The 23,210-nt window shown below is 60.2% G+C and carries 29 protein-coding genes; 10 read left to right on the top strand and 19 right to left on the bottom strand.

What is annotated here, in order from left to right:
* The first annotated feature begins 185 nt into the window (after nucleotides 1–185).
* From ftsY to rpoH, 4 genes are all read left to right on the top strand, one after another.
* The gene (ftsY, locus tag C8K63_RS12955) at nucleotides 186–1,673 is read left to right on the top strand and encodes a signal recognition particle-docking protein FtsY (RefSeq protein WP_108217065.1); all 1,488 of its coding nucleotides are present in this window, start codon (nucleotides 186–188) and stop codon (nucleotides 1,671–1,673) included.
* The gene (gene ftsE, locus C8K63_RS12950) at nucleotides 1,670–2,341 is read left to right on the top strand and encodes a cell division ATP-binding protein FtsE (RefSeq protein ID WP_007975383.1); all 672 of its coding nucleotides are present in this window, start codon (nucleotides 1,670–1,672) and stop codon (nucleotides 2,339–2,341) included. Before ftsY ends, ftsE begins: the two co-directional genes overlap by 4 nt.
* Complete coding sequence (gene ftsX, locus C8K63_RS12945) at nucleotides 2,338–3,360, top strand: permease-like cell division protein FtsX (protein ID WP_108217064.1); 1,023 nt, start codon at nucleotides 2,338–2,340, stop codon at nucleotides 3,358–3,360. Before ftsE ends, ftsX begins: the two co-directional genes overlap by 4 nt.
* 119 nt (nucleotides 3,361–3,479) lie before the next feature.
* The gene (rpoH, locus tag C8K63_RS12940) at nucleotides 3,480–4,334 is read left to right on the top strand and encodes an RNA polymerase sigma factor RpoH (RefSeq protein ID WP_108217063.1); all 855 of its coding nucleotides are present in this window, start codon (nucleotides 3,480–3,482) and stop codon (nucleotides 4,332–4,334) included.
* 173 nt (nucleotides 4,335–4,507) lie between these two features.
* Here the strand turns inward: rpoH and mtgA are convergent, their stop codons facing one another.
* Complete coding sequence (gene mtgA, locus C8K63_RS12935) at nucleotides 4,508–5,230, bottom strand: monofunctional biosynthetic peptidoglycan transglycosylase (protein ID WP_108217062.1); 723 nt, start codon at nucleotides 5,228–5,230, stop codon at nucleotides 4,508–4,510.
* Nucleotides 5,231–5,304: 74 nt separating this feature from the next.
* Between mtgA and C8K63_RS12930 the strand changes: the two genes are divergently transcribed.
* The 4 genes from C8K63_RS12930 (at nucleotide 5,305) to trmB (ending at nucleotide 7,636) form a co-directional block, all read left to right on the top strand.
* Complete coding sequence (locus C8K63_RS12930) at nucleotides 5,305–5,676, top strand: DUF423 domain-containing protein (RefSeq protein WP_108217061.1); 372 nt, start codon at nucleotides 5,305–5,307, stop codon at nucleotides 5,674–5,676.
* Nucleotides 5,677–5,845: 169 nt separating this feature from the next.
* A complete protein-coding gene (gene thiS, locus C8K63_RS12925) occupies nucleotides 5,846–6,046 on the top strand; it encodes a sulfur carrier protein ThiS (RefSeq protein WP_007953386.1) in 201 nt (66 codons plus the stop codon).
* Between the two features lie 60 nt (nucleotides 6,047–6,106).
* The gene (locus tag C8K63_RS12920; RefSeq protein WP_008019974.1) at nucleotides 6,107–6,901 is read left to right on the top strand and encodes a thiazole synthase; all 795 of its coding nucleotides are present in this window, start codon (nucleotides 6,107–6,109) and stop codon (nucleotides 6,899–6,901) included.
* Between the two features lie 9 nt (nucleotides 6,902–6,910).
* Entirely contained in the window at nucleotides 6,911–7,636 is a 726-nt protein-coding gene (gene trmB / locus C8K63_RS12915; protein ID WP_108217060.1) for a tRNA (guanosine(46)-N7)-methyltransferase TrmB, read from the top strand.
* A 130-nt stretch (nucleotides 7,637–7,766) separates the two neighbouring features.
* Here trmB and C8K63_RS12910 read toward each other — a convergent pair whose 3' ends face one another.
* From C8K63_RS12910 to C8K63_RS12865, 10 genes are all read right to left on the bottom strand, one after another.
* Nucleotides 7,767–8,081, bottom strand: a complete 315-nt coding sequence (locus C8K63_RS12910) for a DUF3392 domain-containing protein (RefSeq protein ID WP_108217059.1) — start codon at nucleotides 8,079–8,081, stop codon at nucleotides 7,767–7,769.
* Nucleotides 8,082–8,090: 9 nt separating this feature from the next.
* A complete protein-coding gene (gene hemW, locus C8K63_RS12905) occupies nucleotides 8,091–9,296 on the bottom strand; it encodes a radical SAM family heme chaperone HemW (protein WP_108217058.1) in 1,206 nt (401 codons plus the stop codon).
* Nucleotides 9,293–9,889 (bottom strand): RdgB/HAM1 family non-canonical purine NTP pyrophosphatase, encoded by a 597-nt coding sequence (rdgB, locus tag C8K63_RS12900; protein WP_108217057.1) that lies wholly within the window; start codon nucleotides 9,887–9,889, stop codon nucleotides 9,293–9,295. The genes hemW and rdgB overlap by 4 nt, the downstream gene beginning before the upstream one ends.
* Nucleotides 9,886–10,320, bottom strand: a complete 435-nt coding sequence (locus C8K63_RS12895; protein WP_108217056.1) for a DUF4426 domain-containing protein — start codon at nucleotides 10,318–10,320, stop codon at nucleotides 9,886–9,888. The genes rdgB and C8K63_RS12895 overlap by 4 nt, the downstream gene beginning before the upstream one ends.
* Nucleotides 10,321–10,346: 26 nt before the next feature.
* On the bottom strand, nucleotides 10,347–10,967 hold the full coding sequence (metW, locus tag C8K63_RS12890) for a methionine biosynthesis protein MetW (RefSeq protein ID WP_056726485.1): 621 nt from the start codon (nucleotides 10,965–10,967) through the stop codon (nucleotides 10,347–10,349).
* A 7-nt stretch (nucleotides 10,968–10,974) separates the two neighbouring features.
* The gene (locus C8K63_RS12885; protein ID WP_108217055.1) at nucleotides 10,975–12,114 is read right to left on the bottom strand and encodes a homoserine O-acetyltransferase; all 1,140 of its coding nucleotides are present in this window, start codon (nucleotides 12,112–12,114) and stop codon (nucleotides 10,975–10,977) included.
* Between the two features lie 159 nt (nucleotides 12,115–12,273).
* On the bottom strand, nucleotides 12,274–12,561 hold the full coding sequence (locus C8K63_RS12880) for a DUF167 domain-containing protein (protein WP_008019963.1): 288 nt from the start codon (nucleotides 12,559–12,561) through the stop codon (nucleotides 12,274–12,276).
* Between the two features lie 4 nt (nucleotides 12,562–12,565).
* Nucleotides 12,566–13,156, bottom strand: a complete 591-nt coding sequence (locus C8K63_RS12875; protein WP_108217054.1) for a YggT family protein — start codon at nucleotides 13,154–13,156, stop codon at nucleotides 12,566–12,568.
* 10 nt (nucleotides 13,157–13,166) lie between these two features.
* On the bottom strand, nucleotides 13,167–13,985 hold the full coding sequence (gene proC / locus C8K63_RS12870; RefSeq protein WP_108217053.1) for a pyrroline-5-carboxylate reductase: 819 nt from the start codon (nucleotides 13,983–13,985) through the stop codon (nucleotides 13,167–13,169).
* 34 nt (nucleotides 13,986–14,019) lie between these two features.
* Nucleotides 14,020–14,706 (bottom strand): YggS family pyridoxal phosphate-dependent enzyme, encoded by a 687-nt coding sequence (locus C8K63_RS12865; RefSeq protein ID WP_108217052.1) that lies wholly within the window; start codon nucleotides 14,704–14,706, stop codon nucleotides 14,020–14,022.
* A gap of 56 nt (nucleotides 14,707–14,762) precedes the next feature.
* Between C8K63_RS12865 and C8K63_RS12860 the strand changes: the two genes are divergently transcribed.
* Nucleotides 14,763–15,797 carry a type IV pilus twitching motility protein PilT gene (locus C8K63_RS12860; RefSeq protein ID WP_108217051.1) on the top strand — a complete coding sequence of 345 codons (1,035 nt, stop codon included), beginning with the start codon at nucleotides 14,763–14,765 and terminating at the stop codon, nucleotides 15,795–15,797.
* A 60-nt stretch (nucleotides 15,798–15,857) separates the two neighbouring features.
* Here the strand turns inward: C8K63_RS12860 and C8K63_RS12855 are convergent, their stop codons facing one another.
* Nucleotides 15,858–16,478, bottom strand: coding sequence for a C40 family peptidase (locus C8K63_RS12855; protein WP_108217050.1), 621 nt, complete (start codon nucleotides 16,476–16,478; stop codon nucleotides 15,858–15,860).
* Nucleotides 16,479–16,729: 251 nt separating this feature from the next.
* Here C8K63_RS12855 and C8K63_RS12850 point away from each other — a divergent pair, with 251 nt between their 5' ends.
* Entirely contained in the window at nucleotides 16,730–17,149 is a 420-nt protein-coding gene (locus tag C8K63_RS12850; RefSeq protein ID WP_046039250.1) for a TM2 domain-containing protein, read from the top strand.
* A 95-nt stretch (nucleotides 17,150–17,244) separates the two neighbouring features.
* Here the strand turns inward: C8K63_RS12850 and C8K63_RS12845 are convergent, their stop codons facing one another.
* The 7 genes from C8K63_RS12845 to C8K63_RS12810 all read right to left on the bottom strand — a co-directional run bounded on the left by C8K63_RS12845 (nucleotide 17,245) and on the right by C8K63_RS12810 (nucleotide 23,209).
* Nucleotides 17,245–17,700 carry a hypothetical protein gene (locus C8K63_RS12845; RefSeq protein ID WP_108217049.1) on the bottom strand — a complete coding sequence of 152 codons (456 nt, stop codon included), beginning with the start codon at nucleotides 17,698–17,700 and terminating at the stop codon, nucleotides 17,245–17,247.
* Nucleotides 17,701–18,236: 536 nt separating this feature from the next.
* A complete protein-coding gene (locus tag C8K63_RS12840) occupies nucleotides 18,237–19,508 on the bottom strand; it encodes a dihydroorotase (RefSeq protein WP_108217048.1) in 1,272 nt (423 codons plus the stop codon).
* Nucleotides 19,505–20,509 carry an aspartate carbamoyltransferase catalytic subunit gene (locus C8K63_RS12835; protein WP_007939362.1) on the bottom strand — a complete coding sequence of 335 codons (1,005 nt, stop codon included), beginning with the start codon at nucleotides 20,507–20,509 and terminating at the stop codon, nucleotides 19,505–19,507. Before C8K63_RS12835 ends, C8K63_RS12840 begins: the two co-directional genes overlap by 4 nt.
* Before the next feature lie 27 nt (nucleotides 20,510–20,536).
* Nucleotides 20,537–21,040 (bottom strand): bifunctional pyr operon transcriptional regulator/uracil phosphoribosyltransferase PyrR, encoded by a 504-nt coding sequence (gene pyrR / locus C8K63_RS12830; protein WP_108217047.1) that lies wholly within the window; start codon nucleotides 21,038–21,040, stop codon nucleotides 20,537–20,539.
* 79 nt (nucleotides 21,041–21,119) lie between these two features.
* Nucleotides 21,120–21,557 (bottom strand): Holliday junction resolvase RuvX, encoded by a 438-nt coding sequence (gene ruvX / locus C8K63_RS12825; protein ID WP_057398155.1) that lies wholly within the window; start codon nucleotides 21,555–21,557, stop codon nucleotides 21,120–21,122.
* Entirely contained in the window at nucleotides 21,557–22,129 is a 573-nt protein-coding gene (locus C8K63_RS12820) for a YqgE/AlgH family protein (protein ID WP_108217046.1), read from the bottom strand. The genes ruvX and C8K63_RS12820 overlap by 1 nt, the downstream gene beginning before the upstream one ends.
* Nucleotides 22,130–22,309: 180 nt before the next feature.
* Nucleotides 22,310–23,209, bottom strand: coding sequence for an energy transducer TonB (locus tag C8K63_RS12810; protein ID WP_108217045.1), 900 nt, complete (start codon nucleotides 23,207–23,209; stop codon nucleotides 22,310–22,312).
* Nucleotide 23,210 lies beyond the last annotated feature (1 nt).

Here is a 23,210-nt window from a genome sequence, read left to right as displayed (position 1 = left end):
AGTTCCGCTTTTTCGCCGATTTTGCTGCTTTAGTCCTATGAGAAATCGATTGCTTGAGGTGCCGCTGAGCACTTCGACAAAATGTTGCGCGTGAACAAGCTGGGTCAATCGCAGTCTGTTCTGCATCGAATATTTATTTGCCGGGGCGCCATTGGCGCGTCGCTACCGTGAGATAGCCGTCCTCCATGTTTGGTTCCAACGACGACAAGAAGACCCCAGCTGCGGCTGGCGAGAAAAAAAGCCTGTTCGGATGGCTGCGCAAAAAGCCGCAGGAACCCGTCGTCGAACAGCCACAAGCCATTCCTGAACCAGCGCAGACGCCTGTCCCGGTAATAGAAGAAGCGCCTGCACCGGTTGCTCTGCCGATTGCCGAGCCAGTGCTGCAGACGCAGGCCGAAGTCGTCGCCGAACCTGCCCGTGAAATCATCGAGCAACCGCTGACCACCGCCACCGAGCCATGGCTGACATTGCCCGTGGCGGAAGAGCCGGTGGCACTGGTCGAGAATGACCAGGCCCCCCACATGACACCGCCGATTCCGGCCCCGGCTGAGTTTGCGCCGGCCCCGGTTCATGCGCCTGTGGTCGAGCCGGTGGTGGCGCCAGTCGCTGTGGCTGAGCCTGCACCTGCACCGGTTGTAATCGAACCGGCAGCGCCGATTGTTGCAGCACCCGCTCCCGCTCCCGCCCCCGCTCCCGCTCCCGTCGAAACCCCAGTCCAGCCAGTGCGCACCGAAGAAACCAAAGCCGGTTTCTTCGCCCGTCTCAAGCAGGGCCTGTCCAAGACCAGCGCCAGTATCGGCGAAGGCATGGCCAGCCTGTTTCTGGGCAAGAAGGTCATCGATGACGAACTGCTGGAAGACCTCGAAACCCGCTTGCTGACCGCCGACGTCGGTGTCGAAGCCACTTCGGTGATCATCCAGCGCCTGACGCAGAAGGTCGCACGCAAAGAGCTGGCCGACGCCGATGCCCTGTACAAATCCCTGCAGGCTGAGCTGGCGGCCATGCTCAAACCTGTAGAGCAACCGCTGAAAGTCACCTCGCAGAACAAGCCGTTCGTGATTCTGGTCGTTGGCGTCAACGGTGCCGGCAAGACCACCACCATCGGCAAGCTGGCGAAGAAACTGCAGCTGGAAGGCAAGAAAGTCATGCTTGCCGCCGGCGACACCTTCCGCGCCGCGGCGGTGGAGCAATTGCAGGTCTGGGGCGAGCGCAACAAGATCCCGGTGATCGCGCAGCACACTGGCGCCGACTCGGCTTCGGTGATCTTCGACGCCGTACAGGCCGCCAAGGCTCGTGGCATCGATGTGCTGATCGCCGACACCGCCGGTCGCCTGCACACCAAAGACAACCTGATGGAAGAGCTGAAAAAGGTTCGCCGGGTGATCGGCAAGCTCGACGCCGACGCACCTCACGAAGTGCTGTTGGTGCTTGACGCCGGCACTGGCCAGAACGCCATCAACCAGGCCAAGCAATTCAACCAGACCGTCGAGCTGACTGGCCTGGCGCTGACCAAGCTCGACGGCACCGCCAAGGGCGGGGTGATTTTTGCCCTGGCCAAGCAATTCGGCCTGCCGATCCGCTACATTGGCGTCGGCGAAGGCATCGACGATTTGCGTACCTTTGAAGCAGAACCCTTTGTCCAGGCATTGTTTGCCGAGCGGGAGCGTTCATGATTCGTTTCGAACAGGTCGGTAAGCGCTACCCGAACGGTCACGTCGGCTTGCATGAGCTGAGCTTTCGAGTCCGTCGTGGCGAGTTTCTGTTTGTCACCGGCCATTCCGGCGCCGGTAAATCCACGCTGTTGCGCCTGTTGCTGGCGATGGAGCGCCCGACCAGCGGCAAGTTGCTGCTCGCCGGGCAAGACCTGAGCACCATCAGTAACGCACAGATTCCTTTCTTGCGCCGGCAGATCGGTGTGGTGTTCCAGAATCACCAGTTGCTGTTCGATCGCACGGTGTTCAACAACGTTGCGTTGCCATTGCAGATCCTGGGTCTGTCCAAGGCCGAGATCGCCAAGCGCGTGGACTCGGCGCTGGAGCGCGTGGCGCTGTCGGATAAAACCGATCTGTACCCGGGTGATCTATCCACCGGTCAGCAGCAGCGCGTCGGCATCGCCCGCGCTATCGTCCACCGTCCGGCCTTGCTGCTGGCGGACGAGCCGACCGGCAACCTCGACCCGCGTCTGGCCGCCGAGATCATGGGTGTGTTCGAAGACATCAATCGCCTGGGTACCAGCGTGCTGATCGCCAGTCACGACCTGGCCCTGATCGCCCGCATGCGCCATCGCATGCTGACGCTGCAACGCGGTCGATTGATCGGTGACGGGGAGGCGGCAGTATGAGCGCAACACGTAGCCCCAAGGTTTCCGAGCGCGTGGCCCCGAAGGCCGCCGATCCGCAGCCGCAAAAGAAAAAACGCGACGATGACGACGGGCCGGACTTCGCCACGTTGTTCCGTGCCTGGATCGAAAGCCATCGCGCCAGCCTGGTGGACAGCCTGCGCCGCCTGGGCAAGCAGCCCATCGGCAGTTTTTTCACCTGCATGGTGATGGCGGTGGCCCTGAGTTTGCCCATGGGGCTGTCACTTTTGCTAAGTAATGTCGAGCGTCTGGGCGGTTCCTGGCAGCGCGCGGCGCAGATTTCCCTGTATCTGGACCTTGAGGCCAAGCCGGCGGAAGGTGAATCGCTGCGCGATCAGATCAAGGGCATGCCTGGCGTCGCCGATGCCGAATATGTTGGCCGGGAGCAGGCGCTGGAAGAATTCCAGCAGCAGTCCGGTCTGGGCGAGGCGCTCAAGGAGTTGCCGGAGAACCCGCTGCCGGGCGTGGTACTGGTGACGCCGACCGAAGTCGACAAGCCGGCCCTTGAAGCATTAAGACAAAAATTATCCGAGCTGCCGAAGGTACAACAGGCTCAACTTGATTTAGTCTGGGTCGAGCGTCTGGCAGCCATCCTCAAGCTGGGTGATCGATTTGTCTTCGGTCTGACCGTGCTTCTGGTTTCTGCATTACTTTTGGTGATAGGCAATACCATTCGTCTTCATATTGAAAACCGCCGCACAGAGATAGAAGTGATTAAACTGGTCGGCGGCACTGACAGCTATGTACGCAGGCCCTTTCTGTATATGGGCGCGCTGTATGGCTTCGGTGCGGGGATTCTGTCCTGGGGTGTACTGGCGTTCGGCCTTGATTGGCTGAACGACGCAGTGGTAGGGCTGGCCGGCTTGTACGGCAGTGATTTTGCGCTGGCTGGAGTGCCAGTTGCCGACGGTCTGTCTCTCTTGCTTGGCGCGGTGCTGTTGGGGTATATCGGTGCATGGATTGCAGTCGCACGCCACCTGAGGGAGCTTGCGCCTAAGTAGTATCATTTTGCTCGTATTGACCTTTCAGCGTTTTTGGGTTTTGGGAACTTGTCTTTCGGTTTCCGGTCAATTTTCGCAGTGCTGAACTGCACGAGTTTGTAAGTCGGAGGTTTTTTCGTATGACCAATTCTTTGCAACCTGCATATGCTCTGGTCCCGGGTGCGAACCTGGAGGCCTATGTGCACACCGTCAACAGCATTCCATTGCTGTCGCCGGAGCGGGAGCGTGAACTGGCCGAGAGTCTCTATTATGAGCAGGATTTGGGGGCGGCTCGGCAGATGGTGCTCGCCCACCTGCGTTTTGTCGTACATATCGCCCGTAGCTATTCCGGCTACGGCCTGGCTCAGGCCGACCTGATCCAGGAAGGCAACGTCGGCCTGATGAAGGCCGTGAAGCGCTTCAACCCGGAAATGGGCGTGCGCCTGGTGTCCTTTGCCGTGCACTGGATCAAGGCGGAAATCCACGAATTCATCCTGCGTAACTGGCGTATCGTGAAGGTTGCGACCACCAAGGCCCAGCGCAAGCTGTTCTTCAACCTGCGCAGCCAGAAGAAACGTCTGGCCTGGTTGAATAACGAGGAAGTCCACCGCGTGGCGGAAAGCCTCGGCGTTGAGCCTCGGGAAGTGCGCGAGATGGAAAGTCGCCTGACCGGCCATGACATGGCCTTCGACCCGGCTGCCGAAGCGGACGACGACAGTGCTTTCCAGTCGCCAGCCAATTATCTGGAAGACCACCGGTACGACCCGGCCCGTCAACTGGAAGACGCTGACTGGAGCGACAACTCCAACCACAACCTGCACGAAGCGCTGGAAGTGCTGGACGACCGCAGCCGTGACATCCTCTACCAGCGCTGGCTGGCGGAAGAAAAGGCCACGCTGCACGACCTGGCGCAGAAGTACAACGTGTCGGCGGAGCGTATTCGTCAGCTTGAGAAGAGCGCGATGAACAAACTCAAATTGTCGATCGCTGCTTAACTGGCGACCTGGCAATGCAAAACGCCCCGATCATTGATCGGGGCGTTTTGTTTGTGTTCAAAAATCTCGTAAGCGGCGCTGCTTCCTGTAGGAGCTGGCTTGCCAGCGAAACAGGCGACTCGGTGTGTCAGACTGTCGCTTTCGCTGGCAAGCCAGCTCCTACAAAAGCCTCGTTAGTCCCTCCAAGGCGCCCGGCGCGAATCGTTCAGCCCCACCAGATAGCTGTCCCCGCCCAACTGACTCATCTGCTGTCGAATCCAGCCAGCCCGGCGCGAAACGTAAGAAGTCGGATGGCCGGCACTCCAGACCCTCGGGTTGGGCAGGACGGCGGCGAGCAGGCTCGATTGCTGACGGCTGAGGTTCTTGGCGCTCACGCCAAAATGATGTCTGGCCGCCGCTTCGGCGCCAAACACGCCGTCATCCCACTCGACACTGTTGAGGTACACCTCAAGAATCCGCTGCTTGGGCCAGAGCACTTCGATCAGCCCGGTGAACCAGGCTTCCAGGCCTTTGCGCAGCCAGCTGCGGCCGGACCACAAGAACAGGTTTTTCGAGACCTGCTGGCTCAGGGTGCTGGCGCCACGGATCGAACCGCCGCGCTCGTTATGGGCAAACGCCGCCTGAATCGCGCCGATATCGAAGCCCCAGTGCTCCGGAAATTTCTGGTCTTCGCCGGCAATCACCGCGACTTTCAGGTCATCGGAGATCTCGTCCCAGGGTTTCCAGGTCCGTTGCAGGTCGATGGGTTCGCCGTCAAACCAGGATTCGATCTTGCGCTCGACCATCAGCGCTGTTCCCGGTGGTGGTACCACGCGAAAGATCAGCACCAGCAATACGCTGCCACCCATGAACCAGAGCGCGGCCTTGGTGAAATGACGGAAATAGATACGCAGCATAGAGATGGCTTGGCCGAACCCGTTGAGCGGGCCATTATACAGACCCTTGGGATCGAAACTGACTGGAGTTCTGCATGCTGCGTGGCTTTCTGATGCTGGCCGCTTTTTTCGGCTTCACCGGTGTCGGCCTCGGCGCCTTTGCCGCCCATGGCCTGAAGAGTCGCCTGAGTGCCGAGTACATGGCGATTTTCCACACGGGCGTCACCTATCAACTGGTGCACGCCTTGGCGTTGCTGGGTGTCGCATTCCTGGCCACGCAGATTCCCGGCCGCCTGATCAGTTGGGCCGGCGCATCGTTTGCCATCGGTATCCTGCTGTTCTCCGGCAGCCTGTACATCTTGACGCTGACCGGCATCAGCAAGCTCGGCATCATCACCCCGTTCGGTGGCCTGGCCTTCCTGGTGGGTTGGTTTTGCCTCGGACTTGCCGCCTGGCGCCTGAGCTGACCTTGTAGGAGCTGCCGCAGGCTGCGATCTTTTGATCTTAAAAAATCAAAGTCAAAAGATCGCAGCCTGCGGCAGCTCCTACAGGATCGAGTTTCAAGACGAATGGCTTGGGTCGGCCTGACTGATCGGGCTAGAATGCCAGCCCCTAAAAATGATGGCGGCATCCGGCATGCGCATTCAGTTGAACGGCGAATCCTTTGAACTGCCCGACGGTGAAACCGTTGCGGCCCTGCTGACCCGTCTGGACCTGACCGGACGTCGGGTGGCGGTCGAACTCAATCTGGATATCGTCCCGCGCAGTCAGCACGCAGACACCACGTTGAACGACGGCGACAACGTCGAAGTGGTGCACGCCATCGGCGGCGGCTAGCAGCCTCGGCCGAGTGGCCACAGAATTCTGCAAGAACCTCACCCCTACAGAGGATTTCCCATGAGCATCGTTCGTAGCGACAAGCCCTTCGTCCTGGCCGGTCGTACTTACCAGTCGCGTTTGCTGGTCGGTACCGGCAAGTACCGTGACATGGAAGAAACCCGCCAGGCCATCGAAGCCTCGGGTGCCGAGATCGTCACTTTCGCTGTGCGCCGCACCAACCTCGGGCAGATCGAGGGTGAGCCGAACCTGCTCGAAGTGCTGTCGCCGGATCGCTACACCTTCCTGCCAAACACCGCTGGTTGCTACGACGCTATCGAGGCCGTGCGCACTTGCCGCCTGGCCCGTGAGCTGCTCGACGGTCACAACTTGGTGAAGCTGGAAGTGTTGGCCGATCAGAAAACCCTGTTCCCCAACGTGATCGAAACCCTCAAGGCCGCCGAAACGCTGGTCAAGGAAGGCTTCGACGTGATGGTCTACACCAGCGATGACCCGATTATCGCCCGTCAATTGGCGGAAATCGGCTGCATCGCCGTCATGCCGCTCGCTGGTTTGATTGGTTCGGGTCTGGGGATCTGCAATCCGTACAACCTGCAGATCATCCTTGAAGAAGCCAAGATCCCGGTGCTGGTGGATGCTGGTGTCGGTACCGCTTCCGACGCCACTATTGCCATGGAACTGGGGTGTGATGCGGTGCTGATGAACTCGGCCATCGCCCACGCCCAGCAGCCTGTCATGATGGCTGAAGCCATGAAACATGCGATCGTCGCAGGCCGCCTGGCCTACCTCGCCGGCCGCATGCCGAAAAAACTCTATGCCAGCGCCTCTTCGCCGCTGGATGGTCTGATCAAGTAAGAGCCATTGATGACTGAATCGAACGACACGCCTATCCAGACGGAAGAAGGCGACGAGCGCCAACACCGCCGTATCAAGAGTTTCGTGATGCGTGCCGGGCGCATGACCGAAGGCCAGCAAAAGGGCCTGGAGCAGGGTACTCCGCTGTTCGTGCTGCCGCTGGCTGATGCGCCGGTGGACTTCGACCAGGTGTTCGGTCGCTCGGCACCGCGCTCGCTGGAAATCGGTTTCGGCATGGGTCATTCGCTGCTGGAAATGGCCGCGGCCGCGCCGGATCAGGATTTCATCGGCGTCGAGGTTCACCGTCCGGGTGTCGGCGCGCTGCTCAATGGCGTGCTGACGCAAGGCCTGACCAACCTGCGGGTCTACGATTGCGATGCCATCGAAGTGCTCAACCGCTGCGTGGCCGATAACAGCCTCGATCGCCTGATGCTGTTTTTCCCGGACCCGTGGCACAAGAGCCGTCACCACAAGCGTCGTATTGTTCAGGCGTCCTTCGCTGAGCTGGTGCGCAGCAAGTTGAAGGTCGGCGGCATTCTGCACATGGCCACTGACTGGGAACCATACGCCGAATACATGCTGGAAGTGATGAACGTGGCGCCGGGTTATCGCAACCTGGCCGAAGACGGCAAGTGCGTGCCGCGTCCGGCCGAACGGCCGATCACCAAGTTCGAACGCCGTGGCGAACGTCTTGGGCATGGCGTGTGGGATTTGAAGTTCGAAAAGCAATTGTAGGAGCAGCCGGTCGACGCTCGATTGCTCGCGAAAAACTACAAAACAACGCGGGGCTTCAGATGCCCCGCGTTTTCGTTTGCGACCATCGCGAGCAAGCTCGCTCCTACAGTGGTCTTGTGGGTATTTGAGATCAGCGACGATCAGCGACTACGCCAATCAACACCAGCAACACCGGCGCCAGGCTGTAGTTGTTGAACTGGCTCAAGCCGCGCACGACCCATGGCGTGGCGTAGATCAACGCCGCGCCGCTGCCAATCATGCACAGCAGGGACATCAGCGGCACGCGCAACGCGCCGGCGATGCTGCCCAGGCGCTGCTCGACCCAGCCTTTGAAATCCGCACCGAACAGCACCAGCAGGCAACCCACCAGGGCCAGGGCGATTTCCGAGAGGTTGCTGCGGCTCCAGCGGGACACGGTGGCAAGCAGGTCGAGTACCAAATCCATTCGATTTCCTTATGTCAGAAATTTCTGCAGCAAGTCGTTGAGGAAGAGTTGTCCGCGCGTCGTGGCTACCAGACGTGACGGTTCGACCTGCAACAGGCCGCTTTGTTCGGCTTCACAGCGGCCTTCAGCAAGGCTTTCCAGCGTCATGCCGGTACGTTCCGGGTACAGTCGCGATTCGACGCCTTCAGTCAGGCGCAGCGCGTTCATCAGGAACTCGAACGGCATTTCATCATTGGTCAGCGCTTTCTCGCCAGCCTGGAAGCTTTTCGCCGGATTCAGGTAGTCCTTCGGCAGGCGGGTCTTCCAGGTGCGAATGATGCGCCCGTCCGGATGGCTGAGCTTGCCATGGGCGCCCGCGCCAATGCCGATGAAATCGCCAAAACTCCAGTAATTGAGATTGTGGCGTGCCGGGCGATCGGGCAGGGCGTAGGCCGAGACTTCGTATTGCACGTAACCGTGTTCGGCCAGCAACGCTTGCCCCGCCTCCTGGATGTCCCACAGCGTGTCGTCTTCCGGCAGCGTCGGCGGCTGGTTCCAGAACACTGTGTTCGGTTCCAGGGTCAGTTGATACCACGACAGGTGCGTCGGTTTCAGGGCGATGGCTGTGCGCAGGTCCGCCAAGGCATCGTCCAGGGACTGATTCGGCAAGCCATGCATCAAGTCCAGGTTGAAGTTGTCGAACCCGGCCTGCCGTGCCATGCCGGCGGCGCGTACGGCTTCGTCACCGTTGTGAATCCGCCCAAGGGCTTCGAGCTTTTCTTGCTGAAAACTCTGGATGCCGATCGACAGGCGGTTGATGCCCAGTTTCCGGTACGCCACGAATTTGTCTTGCTCGAACGTCCCCGGATTGGCTTCCAGCGTGATTTCGATGTCGCTGGCAAACGGAATGCGCTGTTCGACGCCTTTGAGCAAGCGCCCCAGCGAATCAGCGCTGAACAGGCTTGGCGTGCCGCCACCAAAGAAAATCGAGCTCAGCTCACGGCCATAGACGGCGTGCAGGTCCTGATCGAGATCGGCCAGCAAGGCATCGACGTACTCTTCTTCCGGCAGCACAGGGCTGGCAGTGTGGGAGTTGAAGTCGCAATAAGGGCATTTGCGCACGCACCACGGGATGTGGATATACAGCGCCAGCGGCGGCAGCACAGGCAGGGTTGCCCGAGGCGATTGAGCGTCGCCGCCGAAGATCAGCGGTGACGCGGATGATTCGCGGGTCATTTCAAGCCCAGACGCTGGCGCAGCAGTTCCATTGCACGGGCGCGGTGGCTGATCTGGTTTTTGTCGCCCGGGCTCAGTTCGGCGCTGGAGCACTCGCGCTCCGGCACCCAGAACAGCGGGTCGTAGCCGAAACCGTGTAAACCGCTGGCCTGGGTCAGGATTCGCCCGTGCCACAAACCTTCGCAGAGGATCGGCAACGGATCATCGGCATGACGAACCAGTGCCAGCACGCAGACGAACTGCGCACCGCGTTCGGCTTCAGGCACATCTTTCAACACGTCGAGCAGTTTGGCGTTGTTCGCCGCATCGCCCTTGCCGTCTGCATAACGCGCCGAGTAGATGCCTGGCGCGCCGCCCAGGAAATCCACCGCCAGCCCGGAATCGTCGGCCAGCGCCGGCAGGCCGGAAATGCGCGCGGCATTGCGGGCTTTCAGGATGGCGTTCTCGACGAACGACAGGCCGGTTTCTTCAGGCTCCACACTGCTGAACTCGCCGATCGAGCGCAGATGCACCGACTCGCCGAGCATGGCCTGGAGTTCCTTGAGTTTGCCGGCGTTATGGCTGGCCAATACGAGTTGCGTGAAGTTGATCATTGGCCGGGGAAGAGCTCTTGGTTGAAATTGATGGTGTTGATTTTGTCACCGGTCTGCACCTTGATGTCGAAGGTGCGGGTTTCCTGCTGCGGTACCGGGAATTGGGCGATGTAGTAGATCGCACCTTGTTCAGTGATCTGGCGGAACTTCAGGTCCACACTTTGGCTGGTCAGGTCTTTGACCGTACCGCTGACCTGTGCCATCTGCGGTTTGCCGTCCTTGAGCACCGCAATGTTGATCACACCCTGGTTCTTGCTGCGGGTGAGTTCGGCGGACTTGGCAATGTCCGGGGTCAGGTAGGTGGAGTTGAAGGTGTTGTAGTGCACCGTCACGTCGCCGAAGGTTTCCTTGCGTTCGCCCTTGATGGCGTCGGCGGCCATGGCGGTGACGCTCAGGCAGGCAGTGAGTAGAAACAACGCTAGACGACCCATGATCGTTCTCCTTGAAATAGGGTGGATCAGACTGCGACCTTGTGGTCGGAAAGTCCCGGGCTGCTGACCCGGTAGATGCCGATCTCACCTAACAGATTAGGCCATAGCTTGCTGGCCCACCCGTGCCGATGCTGTTGATCCACGGCAAGTCGATCAATGACCTTCGCCTCACGTTCGCGACACAAGGCTTCAAAGTCCGCGAAGGTGCAGAAGTGAATGTTCGGCGTGTTGTACCAGGTGTACGGCAGGAACTCGGAAACCGGCATCCGGCCCTTGCTCGCCAGGTACCAGCGGCAGCGCCAGTGACCGAAGTTTGGGAAGGTGATGATGCACTGCCGGCCCACGCGCAGCATTTCTTCGAGGATCCTGTCCGGGTAGTGCACCGCTTGCAGCGCCTGGGTCATGACCACGACATCGAAACTGTTGCTGGCAAAGTTGCCCAGGCCCTTGTCCAGATCCTGTTCGATGACGTTGATGCCCTTGGCCACGCACTCGGCAATGTTGTCGGCGTCGTTTTCCAGGCCATAACCGGTGACTTGCTTGTTATCGCGCAGCCAGGTCAGCAGTTCGCCATCGCCGCACCCGAGGTCGAGCACGCGGCTGCCGGCGGGGATCCATTCCTGGATGATTTCCAGATCAGCTCTCATGGCTTTCTCACAACGTAATGCGGTTCATGTAATTGCCGAAAGCCTGCAGATAGCGCGGGATCGGAATCAGGAAGGCGTCGTGGCCTTGCGGTGCGTCGATCTCGAGGTAGCAGACGTCCTTGCGCGCGGCCATCAGCGCATCCACCAGTTCCCGCGAGCGGGCAGGGGAGAAGCGCCAGTCGGTGGTGAACGACATCACGCAGAACCTGGCCTTGGCGCCTTCAAAGGTTCTCGCCAGGTTATCGCCGAAGTCCGCCGCCGGATCGAAGTAATCGAGCGCTTTGGTCATCAACAGATACGTATTGGCATCGAAGCGCCCGGAGAACTCCTCGCCCTGATAGCGCAGGTAGCTTTCGACCTGGAACTCGACGCTGTGGAAGTCGTAGTTGAGCTTTTCGCTCTTGAGCCCTCGGCCGAATTTCTCGCCCATGGAGTCGTCGGACAGGTAAGTGATGTGCCCGACCATCCGCGCCAGCATCAGGCCGCGCTTGGGGATCACACCGTGTTCCTGAAAAGAACCGCCGTGGAATTCCGGGTCGGTGAGGATCGCCTGACGCGCCACTTCGTTGAACGCGATGTTCTGTGCCGACAGCTTGGGCGCCGAGGCGATGGCCAGGCAATGACGGATGCGGTCAGGGTAGGTGATGCTCCATTGCATCGCCTGCATGCCGCCGAGGCTGCCGCCGATCACGGCCGCGAACTGGGCGATACCGAGGCGATCCGCCAGGCGCGCTTGACTGTGCACCCAATCCTCGACGGTCAACACCGGGAAGTCGGCGCCGAACGGCTTGCCGGTGTCCGGGTTGATGCTGCTCGGGCCGGTGGAACCGTTGCAGCCGCCGAGGTTATTCAGGCTGACCACGAAGAACTTGCTGGTATCGATCGGCTTGCCGGGGCCGATGCAGCTGTCCCACCAACCGGGTTTGCGGTCGTCGGCGCTGTGGTAGCCAGCGGCGTGGTGGTGACCGGACAGGGCGTGGCAGATCAGCACGGCGTTGCTCGCCATGGCGTTGAGTGTGCCGTAGGTTTCGTAAATCAGGTCATAGGCCGGGAGCGAACGTCCACAGGCCAACGCCAGGGGTTCGCTGAAGTGCGCCACTTGCGGCGTCACCAGACCAACAGAATCGGGGGGAAAGGCAGCTGGCATCGACCCTGCTCTCGTTGAAATGAGGCGTAAGTCTAAAGACCGCTGCCCCTAGCAGCAAGCTAACCCTTGCCCACTGTAGGAGCCGGCTTGCCGGCGAACCAGATGTCACGGTGTGTCAATCACGCCGCCTTCGCTGGCAAGCCAGCTCCTACAGTAGGTTCAGCGTTCCAGTCCGGGCAAATCCGGCAGTTTTTTCGGCGAACAGATTCGCACCCGCTTCTGCCGGTTCAACTCGCCACTGATCAAACTGACCTGGCTCTTGGACACGCCAAAGGCCTTGGCCAGAAACGCCATCAGATACGCGTTGGCCTTGCCCTCGACCGGCGGCGCGGTCAGGCGGATCTTCAGGCGATCGCCGTGCAGCCCGCAGAAGTCATCGCTACGGGCTGCCGGTTGCAGGTGACACTCCAGAATCAGGTCGTCGCCGTCCCAGCGAAAGTAGCTCACCGGGTCAGATCAACACGCGGAGGATTTCCGGCATCATGGTCATGGCTGCGAGGTTGTTGATCACCAGCATGTCGACCAGTTTGATGGCCAGGAACGCAAAGATCGGCGACAGATCCAGGCCGCCGAGACTCGGCAGGAACTTGCGGAATGGCGCCAGGGCCGGTTCGCAGACGTCGTTCACCAGTTCGGCGCCCGGGTTATGGCTGCCCGGAGCGACCCAGGACAGGATCACGCTGATGATGAGGGCGAAGAAGAAAATCTTCATGAACAGCGCGGTCACGCCGATGATCGACCAGATCAGCAGTGTTAGCGGGTTGCCGGTGGTGCCGTAGGTCAGCAACAGGGTCAGGGCCATCAGCGCCAGTTGCACCAGGATCGCCAGCACCAGCGAGGACATGTCCAGGCCGAACACGCTCGGGATGATCCGGCGCAGTGGCTTGAGCAGTGGCTGAGTGGCCTTGACGATGAACTGGCAGATCGGGTTGTAGAAGTTCGCCCGTACCAGTTGCAGTACGAAGCGCATCAGCACGATCAGCAGATACAGGCTGCCGAGGGTTTGCAGCACGTAGACCGCTGCGGTATTCAATCCAATCATGAAAGGCTCCTTATTGACCCAGTTGTTCGGCCATCTCGGCCGAGCGATGCGCGGCAGCGCCGAGTGCTTTTTCGACCAGGGCTTCGAAGCCATTGGCCTGGAACGACTTGATTGCAGCTTCTGTGGTGCCCGCGGGCGAGGTGACACGGCGGCGCAGCTCGGCCGCGTCGACATCGCTGGAGACGGCCATGTGGGCGGCGCCCAGTGCGGTTTGCAAGGTCAGTTGCGCGGCGATGTCCGCCGGCAGGCCGAGTTTCACGCCGGCGGCGGTCATGGCTTCGATCAGCAGGAAGAAATACGCCGGGCCCGAGCCTGAAACGGCGGTGACGGCGTCCAGTTGCTGCTCTTCATCCAGCCATAAGGCGATGCCGACTGCGGACAGCAGCTCCTGGGCCTGCTGACGCTGTTCGGCGGTCACTTCGGCTGTCGCGAACAGGCCGCTCGCGCCCTGACGCACCAGCGCCGGGGTGTTGGGCATGCAGCGCACGATCGGCTGGGCGCCGAGCCAGTTGTTCATGCTGGCGCAGGTGATGCCCGCGGCAATCGAAACCACCAGTTGATTGGGCTTGAGGCTTGGGCGAAGCGCTTCGCACACGGCTTTCATCGCCTGGGGCTTGACCGCCAGGACGACGACGTCGGCGGCATCAACGGCTTGGGCGTTGTCGGCGAAGGTTTCGATGCCATGCTCGGTACTCACGCGGGCGCGGGTTTCTTCGCCCGGATCGCTGGCGCGAATCTGTGCGGCTTCCAGACCCTTGGCCCGCAGGCCGCCAATCAAACTGGCGGCCATGTTGCCGGCACCGATAAAGGCAATACGTGTCTTGCTCATGTCAGGTCCTTATTCAGAAGTGTGTCAGCCATGTTTACGGCTGGCTGTAGTCGCGGGCGCCAAACAGGGCCGTACCGATGCGGACCCAAGTGGCGCCCTGGGCAATGGCCGACTCGAGGTCGTGGCTCATGCCCATGGATAGTGTGTCGAGTGGCAGGTTCAGGCTGGCTTGCAGGCTTTGCACGGCAGCGAAAGCGGCGTCCTGGGTGGCGCGATCTTCAGTCGGTTCAGGGATAGCCATCAACCCGCGCAACTTCAAGCGCGGGAGGGCGCTGATGGCGTTGGCCAGGGCCGGCAGGTCGGCCGGGGTGCAGCCGGATTTGCTGGCTTCACCGCTGACGTTGACCTGGATGCAGATATTCAGTGGCGGCAGATCGGCAGGACGTTGTTCGGACAGGCGTTGTGCGATTTTCAGGCGATCCACGGAATGCACCCAGTCGAAGTGCTCGGCGATAGCACGAGTCTTGTTCGATTGAATGGGGCCGATGAAGTGCCAGATCAAGGGCAGGTCGGCCAGTTCGAGCTGCTTGCCCAACGCTTCCTGCAGGTAGTTCTCGCCAAAGTCGCGCAGGCCGGCGGCGTAGGCTTCACGTAGGTCTGGCGCGGGTTTGGTCTTGCTCACGGCCAGCAGCTGGACGCTGTTCTCGGCGCGGTTGGCGGCGAGTGTTGCGGCATGGATGCGCGAACTAACTTCGAGAATGTTGTCTGCTATGGTGGACATCAAGAGGCGCCAGCGGTCTGAAGGTTCGCGGCATTCTACTGGAATTGAGGGACGCTATGGATATCACCGAACTGCTGGCATTCAGCGCCAAACAGGGGGCGTCCGACCTGCACTTGTCTGCTGGCCTGCCGCCGATGATCCGGGTGGATGGCGATGTGCGGCGCATCAACCTGCCGGCCCTGGATCACCAGCAGGTGCAGGCGCTGATCCATGCCATCATGAATGACACTCAGCGGGCGGACTTCGAGAAACACCTGGAAACCGATTTTTCCTTTGAGGTGCCCGGTGTGGCGCGCTTTCGGGTCAATGCGTTCAATCAGAACCGTGGCGCGGGCGCTGTGTTTCGTACCATACCGTCGAAAGTGCGGGGCATGGACGAACTGGGCATGGGGGACGTGTTCCACAAAATGACCGACGCGCCCCGTGGCCTGGTGCTGGTGACTGGCCCGACCGGTTCCGGCAAGTCCACCACGCTGGCGGCGATGATCGATTACCTCAATACCCATCGCCATCACCACATCCTCACCATCGAAGACCCTATCGAGTTTGTCCACGAGCCGCGCAAGTGCCTGATCAACCAGCGTGAAGTTCATCGCGATACCCGCAGCTTCGCCACCGCCTTGCGATCGGCACTGCGGGAAGATCCGGATGTGATTCTGGTGGGCGAGATGCGCGATCTGGAGACTATTCGCCTGGCATTGACTGCCGCCGAAACCGGCCATCTGGTGTTCGGCACGCTGCACACCACGTCGGCGGCGAAAACCATCGACCGTGTGGTGGACGTGTTTCCGGGGGACGAGAAGTCGATGGTGCGTTCGATGCTCTCCGAGTCGCTGCTGGCGGTGGTGTCCCAGACCCTGGTGAAGAAGATCGGCGGCGGACGCATCGCGGCCCACGAGATCATGCTGGGGACATCGGCGATCCGGAACCTGATCCGCGAGGACAAGGTGGCGCAGATGTATTCGGCGATTCAGTCGGGAGGGTCGTTGGGGATGCAGACGCTGGATATGAGTTTGAAGGATCTGGTGACCAAGGGGTTGGTCAGTCGTGATCATGCGCGGGAGAAGGCGCGGTCACCGGATGGCTTTTAAAAGCAAAAGATCGTCCGAACGCGGCCCGAGCCTTCGGACGATCTTTTGATCTTGCTTCAATCAGCGCTGAACAACCCGCAACTGATTCGGCTCTTTCGGCAGAACCCGCTTGGCAACCACATAGTGGTTTTCCCAGTACGGTTTATTCAGGGTGTCGATGGACACCGACTTGCCGCGACGTGGCGCGTGGATGAAGCGATCGTTGCCCAGGTAAATGGCGACGTGATTGACCCGACGGCTCTTGATGTTGAAGAAAATCAGGTCGCCGGGTTTCAGGTCATTGCGATCGACTTTTTCCCCATGACCGCTGGCCATGGCATTGGAGGTGCGTGGCAGGTCGAACGTGGCGTCGTTGAACGCGTACTTCACCAGGCCGCTGCAATCGAAGCCTTTGCTTGGGCTGCTGCCGCCCCAGCGATAGGGAGTGCCAAGGACGTTCACGGCGCGGCTCAGCACGTCGCTGCTTTCCTTGGTGCCCATCGGTGGAACCAGGCCGCTTTTGCTGCTGGCCAGGCTTGGAGCATATTTGGCGAATTTTTTGTCTTTGCTCGAAGGAGCAGAGGCATGGGATTTTGGGGTGTAACCATTGACGTTAGGAAGACGTTGCTCACGATTGGTGGCGTGGGCGGCCAGTGGCATCAAAAGGCAAATGGTTAGCCATGTCTTGAAAAATGAACGCATTAGGCAAGGCTCTTAATAGGTCAGCGCGCAACTTTATAACAGCTTTTTTGCCGCTTCCGAGGCCGTTGGTCGATTCAATCTGGAGGGCAATGGTGGCAAAAAAGCGGCAAAATGACGCAATTGTCGGACAGAAGTCCGGTGTTACAAGGCTTTGACGGGGGTGGAGGTAGCATTTGCCATACGTCGGATGCCTGTAAAAAAGTCACAAAGAATTCAAGAATATTTATCTATCGTGTGAATCGAGGTCATTCATGAACCCCTATCAACAGGCTGTCCAGCAGCAAGACACTCACAGCAAAGTGATCGGTTACCTGCTGTGGATTTTCGGTTTTACCGGCGCTCACCGCTTCTATTACGGCAAGCCGGTGACCGGGACGATCTGGTTCTTCACCTTTGGCTTGCTGGGGATCGGTTGGCTGATCGACCTTTTCCTGATCCCGGCGATGGATCGCGAGGCTGACCTGCGGTTTACCGCGGGTCCCATCGAATACAACGTGGCGTGGATCCTGCTGACGTTTCTCGGGGTGTTCGGCGTGCACCGGATGTATCAGGGGAAATGGATCAGTGGGTTGCTGTACCTGGTGACGGGTGGTCTGTTCTTTATTGGCGTGCTGTATGACTTCTGGACGTTGAATGACCAGGTGTCCGTGCGTAATGCGCAGAGTCGTTGATTTCTGCGGCGAGAGAGCAAACCCTCTCGCCGCAGGGTTTTACGTCTGGTGACTGATCCAGCTATCTGCCTGCTTGAGTTACAGCCTATGAGTGGTTACTGAAATGCTTTCAGTAATTGAAGTTGAAGCGTTAAAAATGCCATTGTGCTGAAGCTGTAGAAGATTGAAATGATGAAGTGGTTTGGGGTGGCCCAGTAATTTATGCTGTCGGCGAGAATCGCAAGCGATGCAATTGCAATTATTAATGCTGATATTTTTATCAAGGTTGAATTGGTGTGGCGGGCTTTTTTGTATAAAAATATTTGCATTAGGTGAAATATGAATAACACTAAGCCCGCAATCAGGATTGCACCTATTGGTATTCCGATTGAGTCTCGATCTATGTCGTAAATGCCTGTGCTCAAATTTTTTTCTATGGTAAATATTGCTACGCTGGAAGTGATCGCTAAAAGTAAAGGGTAGATGTAGTTCAGGTGTTTGTAGAGGGGCTTCACGTTGGCTCTTCCTGAATGCAGAAGCTCATAAGTAAAGGCTTTTATACCGCTTTTCATTCTAGCCAATCTGTAATCCCATAGGCCCCCAGCTGAATCCAGGATTTACTGTAAAACCGTCTGAGTTTCCCGTTGTTCCTTTCCTAACGATAGGAGGTAGGGTAAGTCAACTTTTCACGTCTTGCTCCTTGCTTGCACTTTGTATTCATGGTGTTTGTAGTGATGTTTCCTTGCGCTGTTTTTATGCTAGAGGATAGGCGTTGAATCGGCACTCAATAACTTTGTAGGATGTTTCTGTGTGTTGCGAAGCTCCTTTCGCACAGGTGATGATGAGTCAGAAATTTCTGTTCATTGGATAGGTTTATTCGCCATCGCTTGTAGAGATGCTCTTGATGCGGATGTGCTGTTAGGGGAGAGGCAGTGGATGACGGAGGGGGGAAGAGGGCTGTATGACTTCTGGACGTTGAATGACCAGGTGTCGCTGCGTAATGCGCAGAGTCGATAAGCGAAGATCAAAAGTTCGCAGCCTGCGGCAGCTCCTACACGGGAATATGCATTTCCCCGTAGGAGTTGCCGCAGGCTGCGAACTTTTGTTTTTAAGCCTGGTGGCTGATCCGCCCATCCACCAGGGTGTAACGCACCACACCCGGCAGGCTGTGGCCAATGAACGGGCAGTTTTCGCCCTTGGACAGCCAGGTTTCACCGGCGACGGTGGAGGCCGCTGGGTCGAACAGTACGATGTCCGCCGCACCACCCACTGCCAGTTTGCCTGCCGGCAGGCGCAAGGCGTCGGCAGGGCCAGCGCTCAGGCGCGCCAGCAACGTCGGCAGGTCCAGCAAGCCATCTTCGACCAGGGTCATCGCCAGCGGCAACAGCAGTTCGACGCTGCTGATGCCCGGCTCGGTTGCGCCGAACGGTGCCAGTTTGGCGTCACGCTCATGGGGTTGGTGATGGCTGGAGATGGCCGAGATCACCCCCGATTTCACCGCTGCGCGCAGGCCTTCGCGGTCGGCGCGGGTGCGTAGCGGCGGCTGGACGTGATACAGGCTGCTGAAGTCGATCAGCGCTTCGTCGGTCAGGATCAGCTGGTACAGGGCGACGTCCGCGGTCACCTTCAGGCCCCGGGCCTGGGCCTGGGCGATCAATTCAACGCCGCGGGCACTGGTGAGCTGGCTGAAGTGCGCGCGCACGCCGGTCTGTTCAACCAGCAGCAGATCCCGGGCCAGGGCGACGGTCTCGGCACTTTCCGGGATGCCCGGCAAGCCCAGGAAGCTGGCGGTCGGACCTTCGTGAGCCAGGCCACCCTCGGCCAGGTCGTGATCCTGGGAGTTGAAAATCACCGTCAGGTCGAAAGTCGCTGCGTAGTCCAGTGCCCGGCACAGGGTACGGGTGTTGCGGAAACTCTCAAGGCCGTTGCCGAAGGCCACGCAACCGGCATCGCGCAGTGCCACGAGCTCTGCCAGCTGTTCGCCGTCCAGGCCTTTGCTCAGGGCGCCAATCGGGAAGACTTTGGTGTTGCCGGCCTCACGGGCGCGGTCGAGGATCAGTTCGGCCACTGCCGAGGTGTCCAGCACCGGTTTGGTTTTTGGCGGGCAGCACAGGCTGGTCACGCCGCCAGCCGCCGCCGCGCGGGTTTCGCTGACAATCGAGCCTTTGCGGCTGTAACCTGGCTCGCGCAGGGCAACGTTGAGGTCGACCAGGCCGGGAGCGGCCACCAGGCCTTTGGCGTCGATCGTGTCGACGGCGACAAAGCCGGCTGGCGCTGCGCCAAGGGCGACGACTTTGCAGGCTTCAATGTGGATATCGGTCACTTGATCCAGGCCACTGGCCGGATCGATCACGCGGGCACCGAGAATGCTGAGCTTCACTGGGCGTTCTCCTGCTCGAATTGGCGCTGGGCTGTTTGCCCGCTCATGGCCATGGACAACACGGCCATACGAATTGCGATGCCATAGGTCACCTGGTTGAGGATCACCGAGTGCGGGCCGTCGGCCACCGCCGACTCGATTTCCACGCCACGGTTGATCGGCCCCGGGTGCATCACGATGGCATCGGGCTTGGCGCCGGCCAGGCGCGCGGTGGTCAGGCCGAACAGGCGGTAGAACTCGCCTTCGCTCGGCAGCAGGCCGCCGGTCATGCGTTCACGCTGCAGGCGCAACATGATCACTACGTCGACATCTTTCAGGCCTTCGGTCATGTCGGTGTAGACCTTCACGCCGTATTGCTCGATGCCGATCGGCAGCAGGGTTTTCGGTGCGATCACGCGGATGTCCGGGCAACCGAGGGTTTTCAGCGCCAGCATGTTCGAGCGTGCGACCCGCGAGTGCAGGATGTCGCCGACGATAGCTACCGAAAGGTTTTCGAAGCCGCCCTTGTGCCGACGAATAGTGAGCATGTCGAGCATGCCCTGAGTCGGGTGCGCGTGACGGCCGTCGCCGCCGTTGATGATCGCCACCTGTGGGCAAACATGCTCGGCGATGAAGTGAGCGGCACCGGAATCACCGTGGCGCACGACGAACATGTCGGCGGCCATGGCTTCCAGGTTACGCAGGGTGTCGAGCAGGGTTTCGCCCTTGCTCGCCGACGACGTGGACACGTTGAGGGTGATCACGTCCGCCGAGAGCCGCTGGGCCGCCAGTTCGAAGGTGGTGCGGGTACGGGTCGAGTTCTCGAAGAACACGTTGCACACGGTCTTGCCGCGCAGCAACGGGACTTTCTTCACGGCCCGGGCGCCGACTTCGAGGAAGGAGTCGGCGGTGTCGAGGATTTCCGTCAACAGCTCGCGGCGCAAACCGTCGAGCGAGAGGAAATGGCGCAGCTGGCCCTGATCATTGAGCTGCAGCGGGCGCTTGGTTTCTAGAGGCGTCATCGCGAGGGGGACTCTCAATAGGGCAAATTAAAGGGCGAGGTCTTGCAGTTCGAGCGCGAGCTCCGGGCCAGACAGCTTCACCCGTTCGTGGGCCGCCAGGGACAGGGTCGCGCCCACCACGTTCGGGCGGATTGGCAGCTCGCCGGCGTCCAGATCCAGCAGGCACACCAGCGTCACGCTGGCCGGGCGGCCGTAGTCGAACAGTTCGTTCATGGCGGCGCGGATGGTCCGGCCGCTCATCAGCACGTCGTCGATCAGCACCAGGTGCTGGCCTTCGATCTCGAACGGCAGCGCCGAAGGGCGAACCTGCGGGTGCAGGCCGCTCTGGCTGAAATCGTCGCGGTAGAAGGACACGTCGAGAGTGCCGAGGGGCTCATGGCTGCCCAGTTCCTTGAGCAGGGCCTGGGCCACCCAGACGCCGCCGGTACGGATGCCAATGAAACGCGGGTCGCTGATGCCTCGTTTGGCCAGATAAGCGTCAAGTCGGGTTGCCATCTGGCTGACCAGTTCGGCGGGATTGGGCAGGCTCATGGTTGCTCCTTCTTGGGTTCGAGCCAGCTTGTGCGCAAAATGGCTCGGGTTGTAGCTAATGGAGACGCACAACGGCTCTTCAGGACTCGAACAGTGCGCCATTTTCGTCGAGCCAGCCTTGCAGCAGCAGGGCGGCGGCGATGGCATCGACCGGGTTGTCGCGGTAACTGCCTTTCTGGCCGCCCCGGGCCAGGCGTTCGCCCTTGGCCTCAAAGGTGGTCAGGCGTTCATCGTGGGTATAAAAGGGCAGGTTGAAGCGGCCGTTCAGGCGCCGGGCGAACTTTTCCGCGCGGGCGCACATGTCACTGGGGGTGCCGTCCATATTCAACGGCAGGCCGACCACCACGGCATCGGGTTTCCACTCTTTGATGAGGGCTTCGACCTGGTTCCAGTCAGGAATGCCGTTCTGCGCTTTCAGGGTGCACAGCTCGCGGGCCTGGCCGGTCACCACCTGGCCGACCGCAACGCCGATCTGTTTGGTGCCGTAGTCGAATCCGAGAATCAGCCGCAGGGCCATCAGGCGTGCCCCGCCTGACTGGTCAGCAGGCTGAGGTTGATGCCCAGGTGCTTGGCCGCCGCCTCCAGGCGCAGTTCGCTGCTGGTGTTGAACAGGATGTCGGCGTCAAACGGGCAGGTCAGCCAGGCGTTCTGCGCCAGTTCGGCCTCCAGCTGCCCGGCTTCCCAACCGGCATAGCCGAGGGCAATCAGGCTTTTTGCCGGGCCGACGCCGTCAGCGATGGCGAACAGTATGTCCTGGGTGGTCGACAGGGATAATTCGTCTTCCAGATCAACGGTTGCCTGGAAGCTCAGCCCCTTGGGGTGAAGGACGAAGCCGCGATCTGTCTGCACCGGGCCGCCGATAAAGATCGGCACATGCTGGCAGAGCGCTGGCGGTTCGATATCCGGGCGCAATTGCTCAAGGATATCGGCCAGGCTCAACTCTTGCGGACGGTTGATCACCAGCCCCATGGCGCCATTGGCCGTGTGCTCGACGATGTAGGTCAAGGTGTGCGCAAAGTTCGGGTCGGCCATGTGCGGCATGGCGATCAGGAATTGATGCTTGAGGTAGCTGGGGCTGACGTTTTTCATGAACGCTAGTGTGGCGTTCGAGGGGCGAACTGACAAGCTGGGGATGCACAGGAAATAGCGCAAATCTGTAGGAGCGAGCTTGCTCGCGATAAACCTGAGAGCACCGTGGGGTGTCAACCTGGCAGCGTTATCCTTGACGACCATCGCGAGCAAGCTCGCTCCTACAGGTGGGGCGTGTGGTCAATTACTGGAGAGTCGATCCCCGCGGGCAAACTTCCAGGTGCGGATGATCTCCAGCCGGTCAACATCCGACAGATCCCCGGTAAACGGTGCAAACGGTGCCGCCAGCCGCACGATCCGCTGCGCCGCCTGGTCCAGCAGCGGCTGGCCTGAGGATTCCAGCACCAGCACTTCATACAGCGAACCGTCGCGATTGATCGACACCATCAAGCGCAAGTTGCCGTAGATCTGTTTGCGCCGCGCTTCGTCGGGGTAATTGAGGTTGCCGATGCGCTCGACTTTCTTGCGCCATTCGTCCTTGTACCAGGCGCCCTTGTCGCGCATGGTCGAGGCCGCGCTCAAGCGGTGAATGCGCGGGCGCTTGGCGTACAGCTGTTGCTCGGCGGCCAGTTCCGCTTCCAGGCTGGCGATGTCGCTGGACAGCTGCTCGCTGTCGAACGTCGGTGCCTGGACCTGGGATTTGACCTGGGTCTTGGGCTCCTCGGTCTTGGCGGGGGCTTTTTTCGGTTTCGGTGCCACGGTGGTCACGGCAGCCTTGGGCGGGGCTTCCTGCGTTTCAGGCTTGGCGGCCGGCGGTGGCGTGACCTTTTGCACCTTGTTGTCCTGGAACGGCGCGACCTCGGTGGTCTTGGGAATCGCCTTTTTATCCAGGGTGCCGCTGCCTTGCTGATTCTCCTGGGCGAGGAAGTCGGCTTTTTCAGGCTTCTTTTCGCTTTTGAAGGTGGCGAGGGTGATTTCCAGGGTTTTACTGATCTGCTTGGGTTCGACCACTGCAAACCCGACACCCAACAGCAAGGCAAGGTGGATCAGCGCCGCCAGAAACAGGGTAAAACCGAGGCGATCGGCCGGGCGCACGCCACGGTGGGCGAGTTCGACAGGCAGATCGGACGGGAGGGTCATG

The sequence above is a fragment of the Pseudomonas sp. GV085 genome, from assembly GCF_003050925.1.
In the GTDB taxonomy this organism is placed as follows: Bacteria; Pseudomonadota; Gammaproteobacteria; order Pseudomonadales; family Pseudomonadaceae; genus Aquipseudomonas.
The sequence above is the reverse complement of the archived record's forward strand: the minus strand, read 5'-3'. Positions and strand labels throughout refer to the sequence as shown.

Bases quoted from the DNA above. Each gene is read 5' to 3' on its own strand.
- ftsY (WP_108217065.1), top strand. From the start codon at position 186: ATGTTTGGTTCCAACGACGACAAGAAGACCCCAGCTGCGGCTGGCGAG.
- ftsE (WP_007975383.1), top strand. From the start codon at position 1,670: ATGATTCGTTTCGAACAGGTCGGTAAGCGCTACCCGAACGGTCACGTC.
- ftsX (WP_108217064.1), top strand. From the start codon at position 2,338: ATGAGCGCAACACGTAGCCCCAAGGTTTCCGAGCGCGTGGCCCCGAAG.
- rpoH (WP_108217063.1), top strand. From the start codon at position 3,480: ATGACCAATTCTTTGCAACCTGCATATGCTCTGGTCCCGGGTGCGAAC.
- mtgA (WP_108217062.1), bottom strand. From the start codon at position 5,230: ATGCTGCGTATCTATTTCCGTCATTTCACCAAGGCCGCGCTCTGGTTC.
- C8K63_RS12930 (WP_108217061.1), top strand. From the start codon at position 5,305: ATGCTGCGTGGCTTTCTGATGCTGGCCGCTTTTTTCGGCTTCACCGGT.
- thiS (WP_007953386.1), top strand. From the start codon at position 5,846: ATGCGCATTCAGTTGAACGGCGAATCCTTTGAACTGCCCGACGGTGAA.
- C8K63_RS12920 (WP_008019974.1), top strand. From the start codon at position 6,107: ATGAGCATCGTTCGTAGCGACAAGCCCTTCGTCCTGGCCGGTCGTACT.
- trmB (WP_108217060.1), top strand. From the start codon at position 6,911: ATGACTGAATCGAACGACACGCCTATCCAGACGGAAGAAGGCGACGAG.
- C8K63_RS12910 (WP_108217059.1), bottom strand. From the start codon at position 8,081: ATGGATTTGGTACTCGACCTGCTTGCCACCGTGTCCCGCTGGAGCCGC.
- hemW (WP_108217058.1), bottom strand. From the start codon at position 9,296: ATGACCCGCGAATCATCCGCGTCACCGCTGATCTTCGGCGGCGACGCT.
- rdgB (WP_108217057.1), bottom strand. From the start codon at position 9,889: ATGATCAACTTCACGCAACTCGTATTGGCCAGCCATAACGCCGGCAAA.
- C8K63_RS12895 (WP_108217056.1), bottom strand. From the start codon at position 10,320: ATGGGTCGTCTAGCGTTGTTTCTACTCACTGCCTGCCTGAGCGTCACC.
- metW (WP_056726485.1), bottom strand. From the start codon at position 10,967: ATGAGAGCTGATCTGGAAATCATCCAGGAATGGATCCCCGCCGGCAGC.
- C8K63_RS12885 (WP_108217055.1), bottom strand. From the start codon at position 12,114: ATGCCAGCTGCCTTTCCCCCCGATTCTGTTGGTCTGGTGACGCCGCAA.
- C8K63_RS12875 (WP_108217054.1), bottom strand. From the start codon at position 13,156: ATGATTGGATTGAATACCGCAGCGGTCTACGTGCTGCAAACCCTCGGC.
- proC (WP_108217053.1), bottom strand. From the start codon at position 13,985: ATGAGCAAGACACGTATTGCCTTTATCGGTGCCGGCAACATGGCCGCC.
- C8K63_RS12865 (WP_108217052.1), bottom strand. From the start codon at position 14,706: ATGTCCACCATAGCAGACAACATTCTCGAAGTTAGTTCGCGCATCCAT.
- C8K63_RS12860 (WP_108217051.1), top strand. From the start codon at position 14,763: ATGGATATCACCGAACTGCTGGCATTCAGCGCCAAACAGGGGGCGTCC.
- C8K63_RS12855 (WP_108217050.1), bottom strand. From the start codon at position 16,478: ATGCGTTCATTTTTCAAGACATGGCTAACCATTTGCCTTTTGATGCCA.
- C8K63_RS12850 (WP_046039250.1), top strand. From the start codon at position 16,730: ATGAACCCCTATCAACAGGCTGTCCAGCAGCAAGACACTCACAGCAAA.
- C8K63_RS12845 (WP_108217049.1), bottom strand. From the start codon at position 17,700: ATGAAAAGCGGTATAAAAGCCTTTACTTATGAGCTTCTGCATTCAGGA.
- C8K63_RS12835 (WP_007939362.1), bottom strand. From the start codon at position 20,509: ATGACGCCTCTAGAAACCAAGCGCCCGCTGCAGCTCAATGATCAGGGC.
- pyrR (WP_108217047.1), bottom strand. From the start codon at position 21,040: ATGAGCCTGCCCAATCCCGCCGAACTGGTCAGCCAGATGGCAACCCGA.
- ruvX (WP_057398155.1), bottom strand. From the start codon at position 21,557: ATGGCCCTGCGGCTGATTCTCGGATTCGACTACGGCACCAAACAGATC.
- C8K63_RS12820 (WP_108217046.1), bottom strand. From the start codon at position 22,129: ATGAAAAACGTCAGCCCCAGCTACCTCAAGCATCAATTCCTGATCGCC.
- C8K63_RS12810 (WP_108217045.1), bottom strand. From the start codon at position 23,209: ATGACCCTCCCGTCCGATCTGCCTGTCGAACTCGCCCACCGTGGCGTG.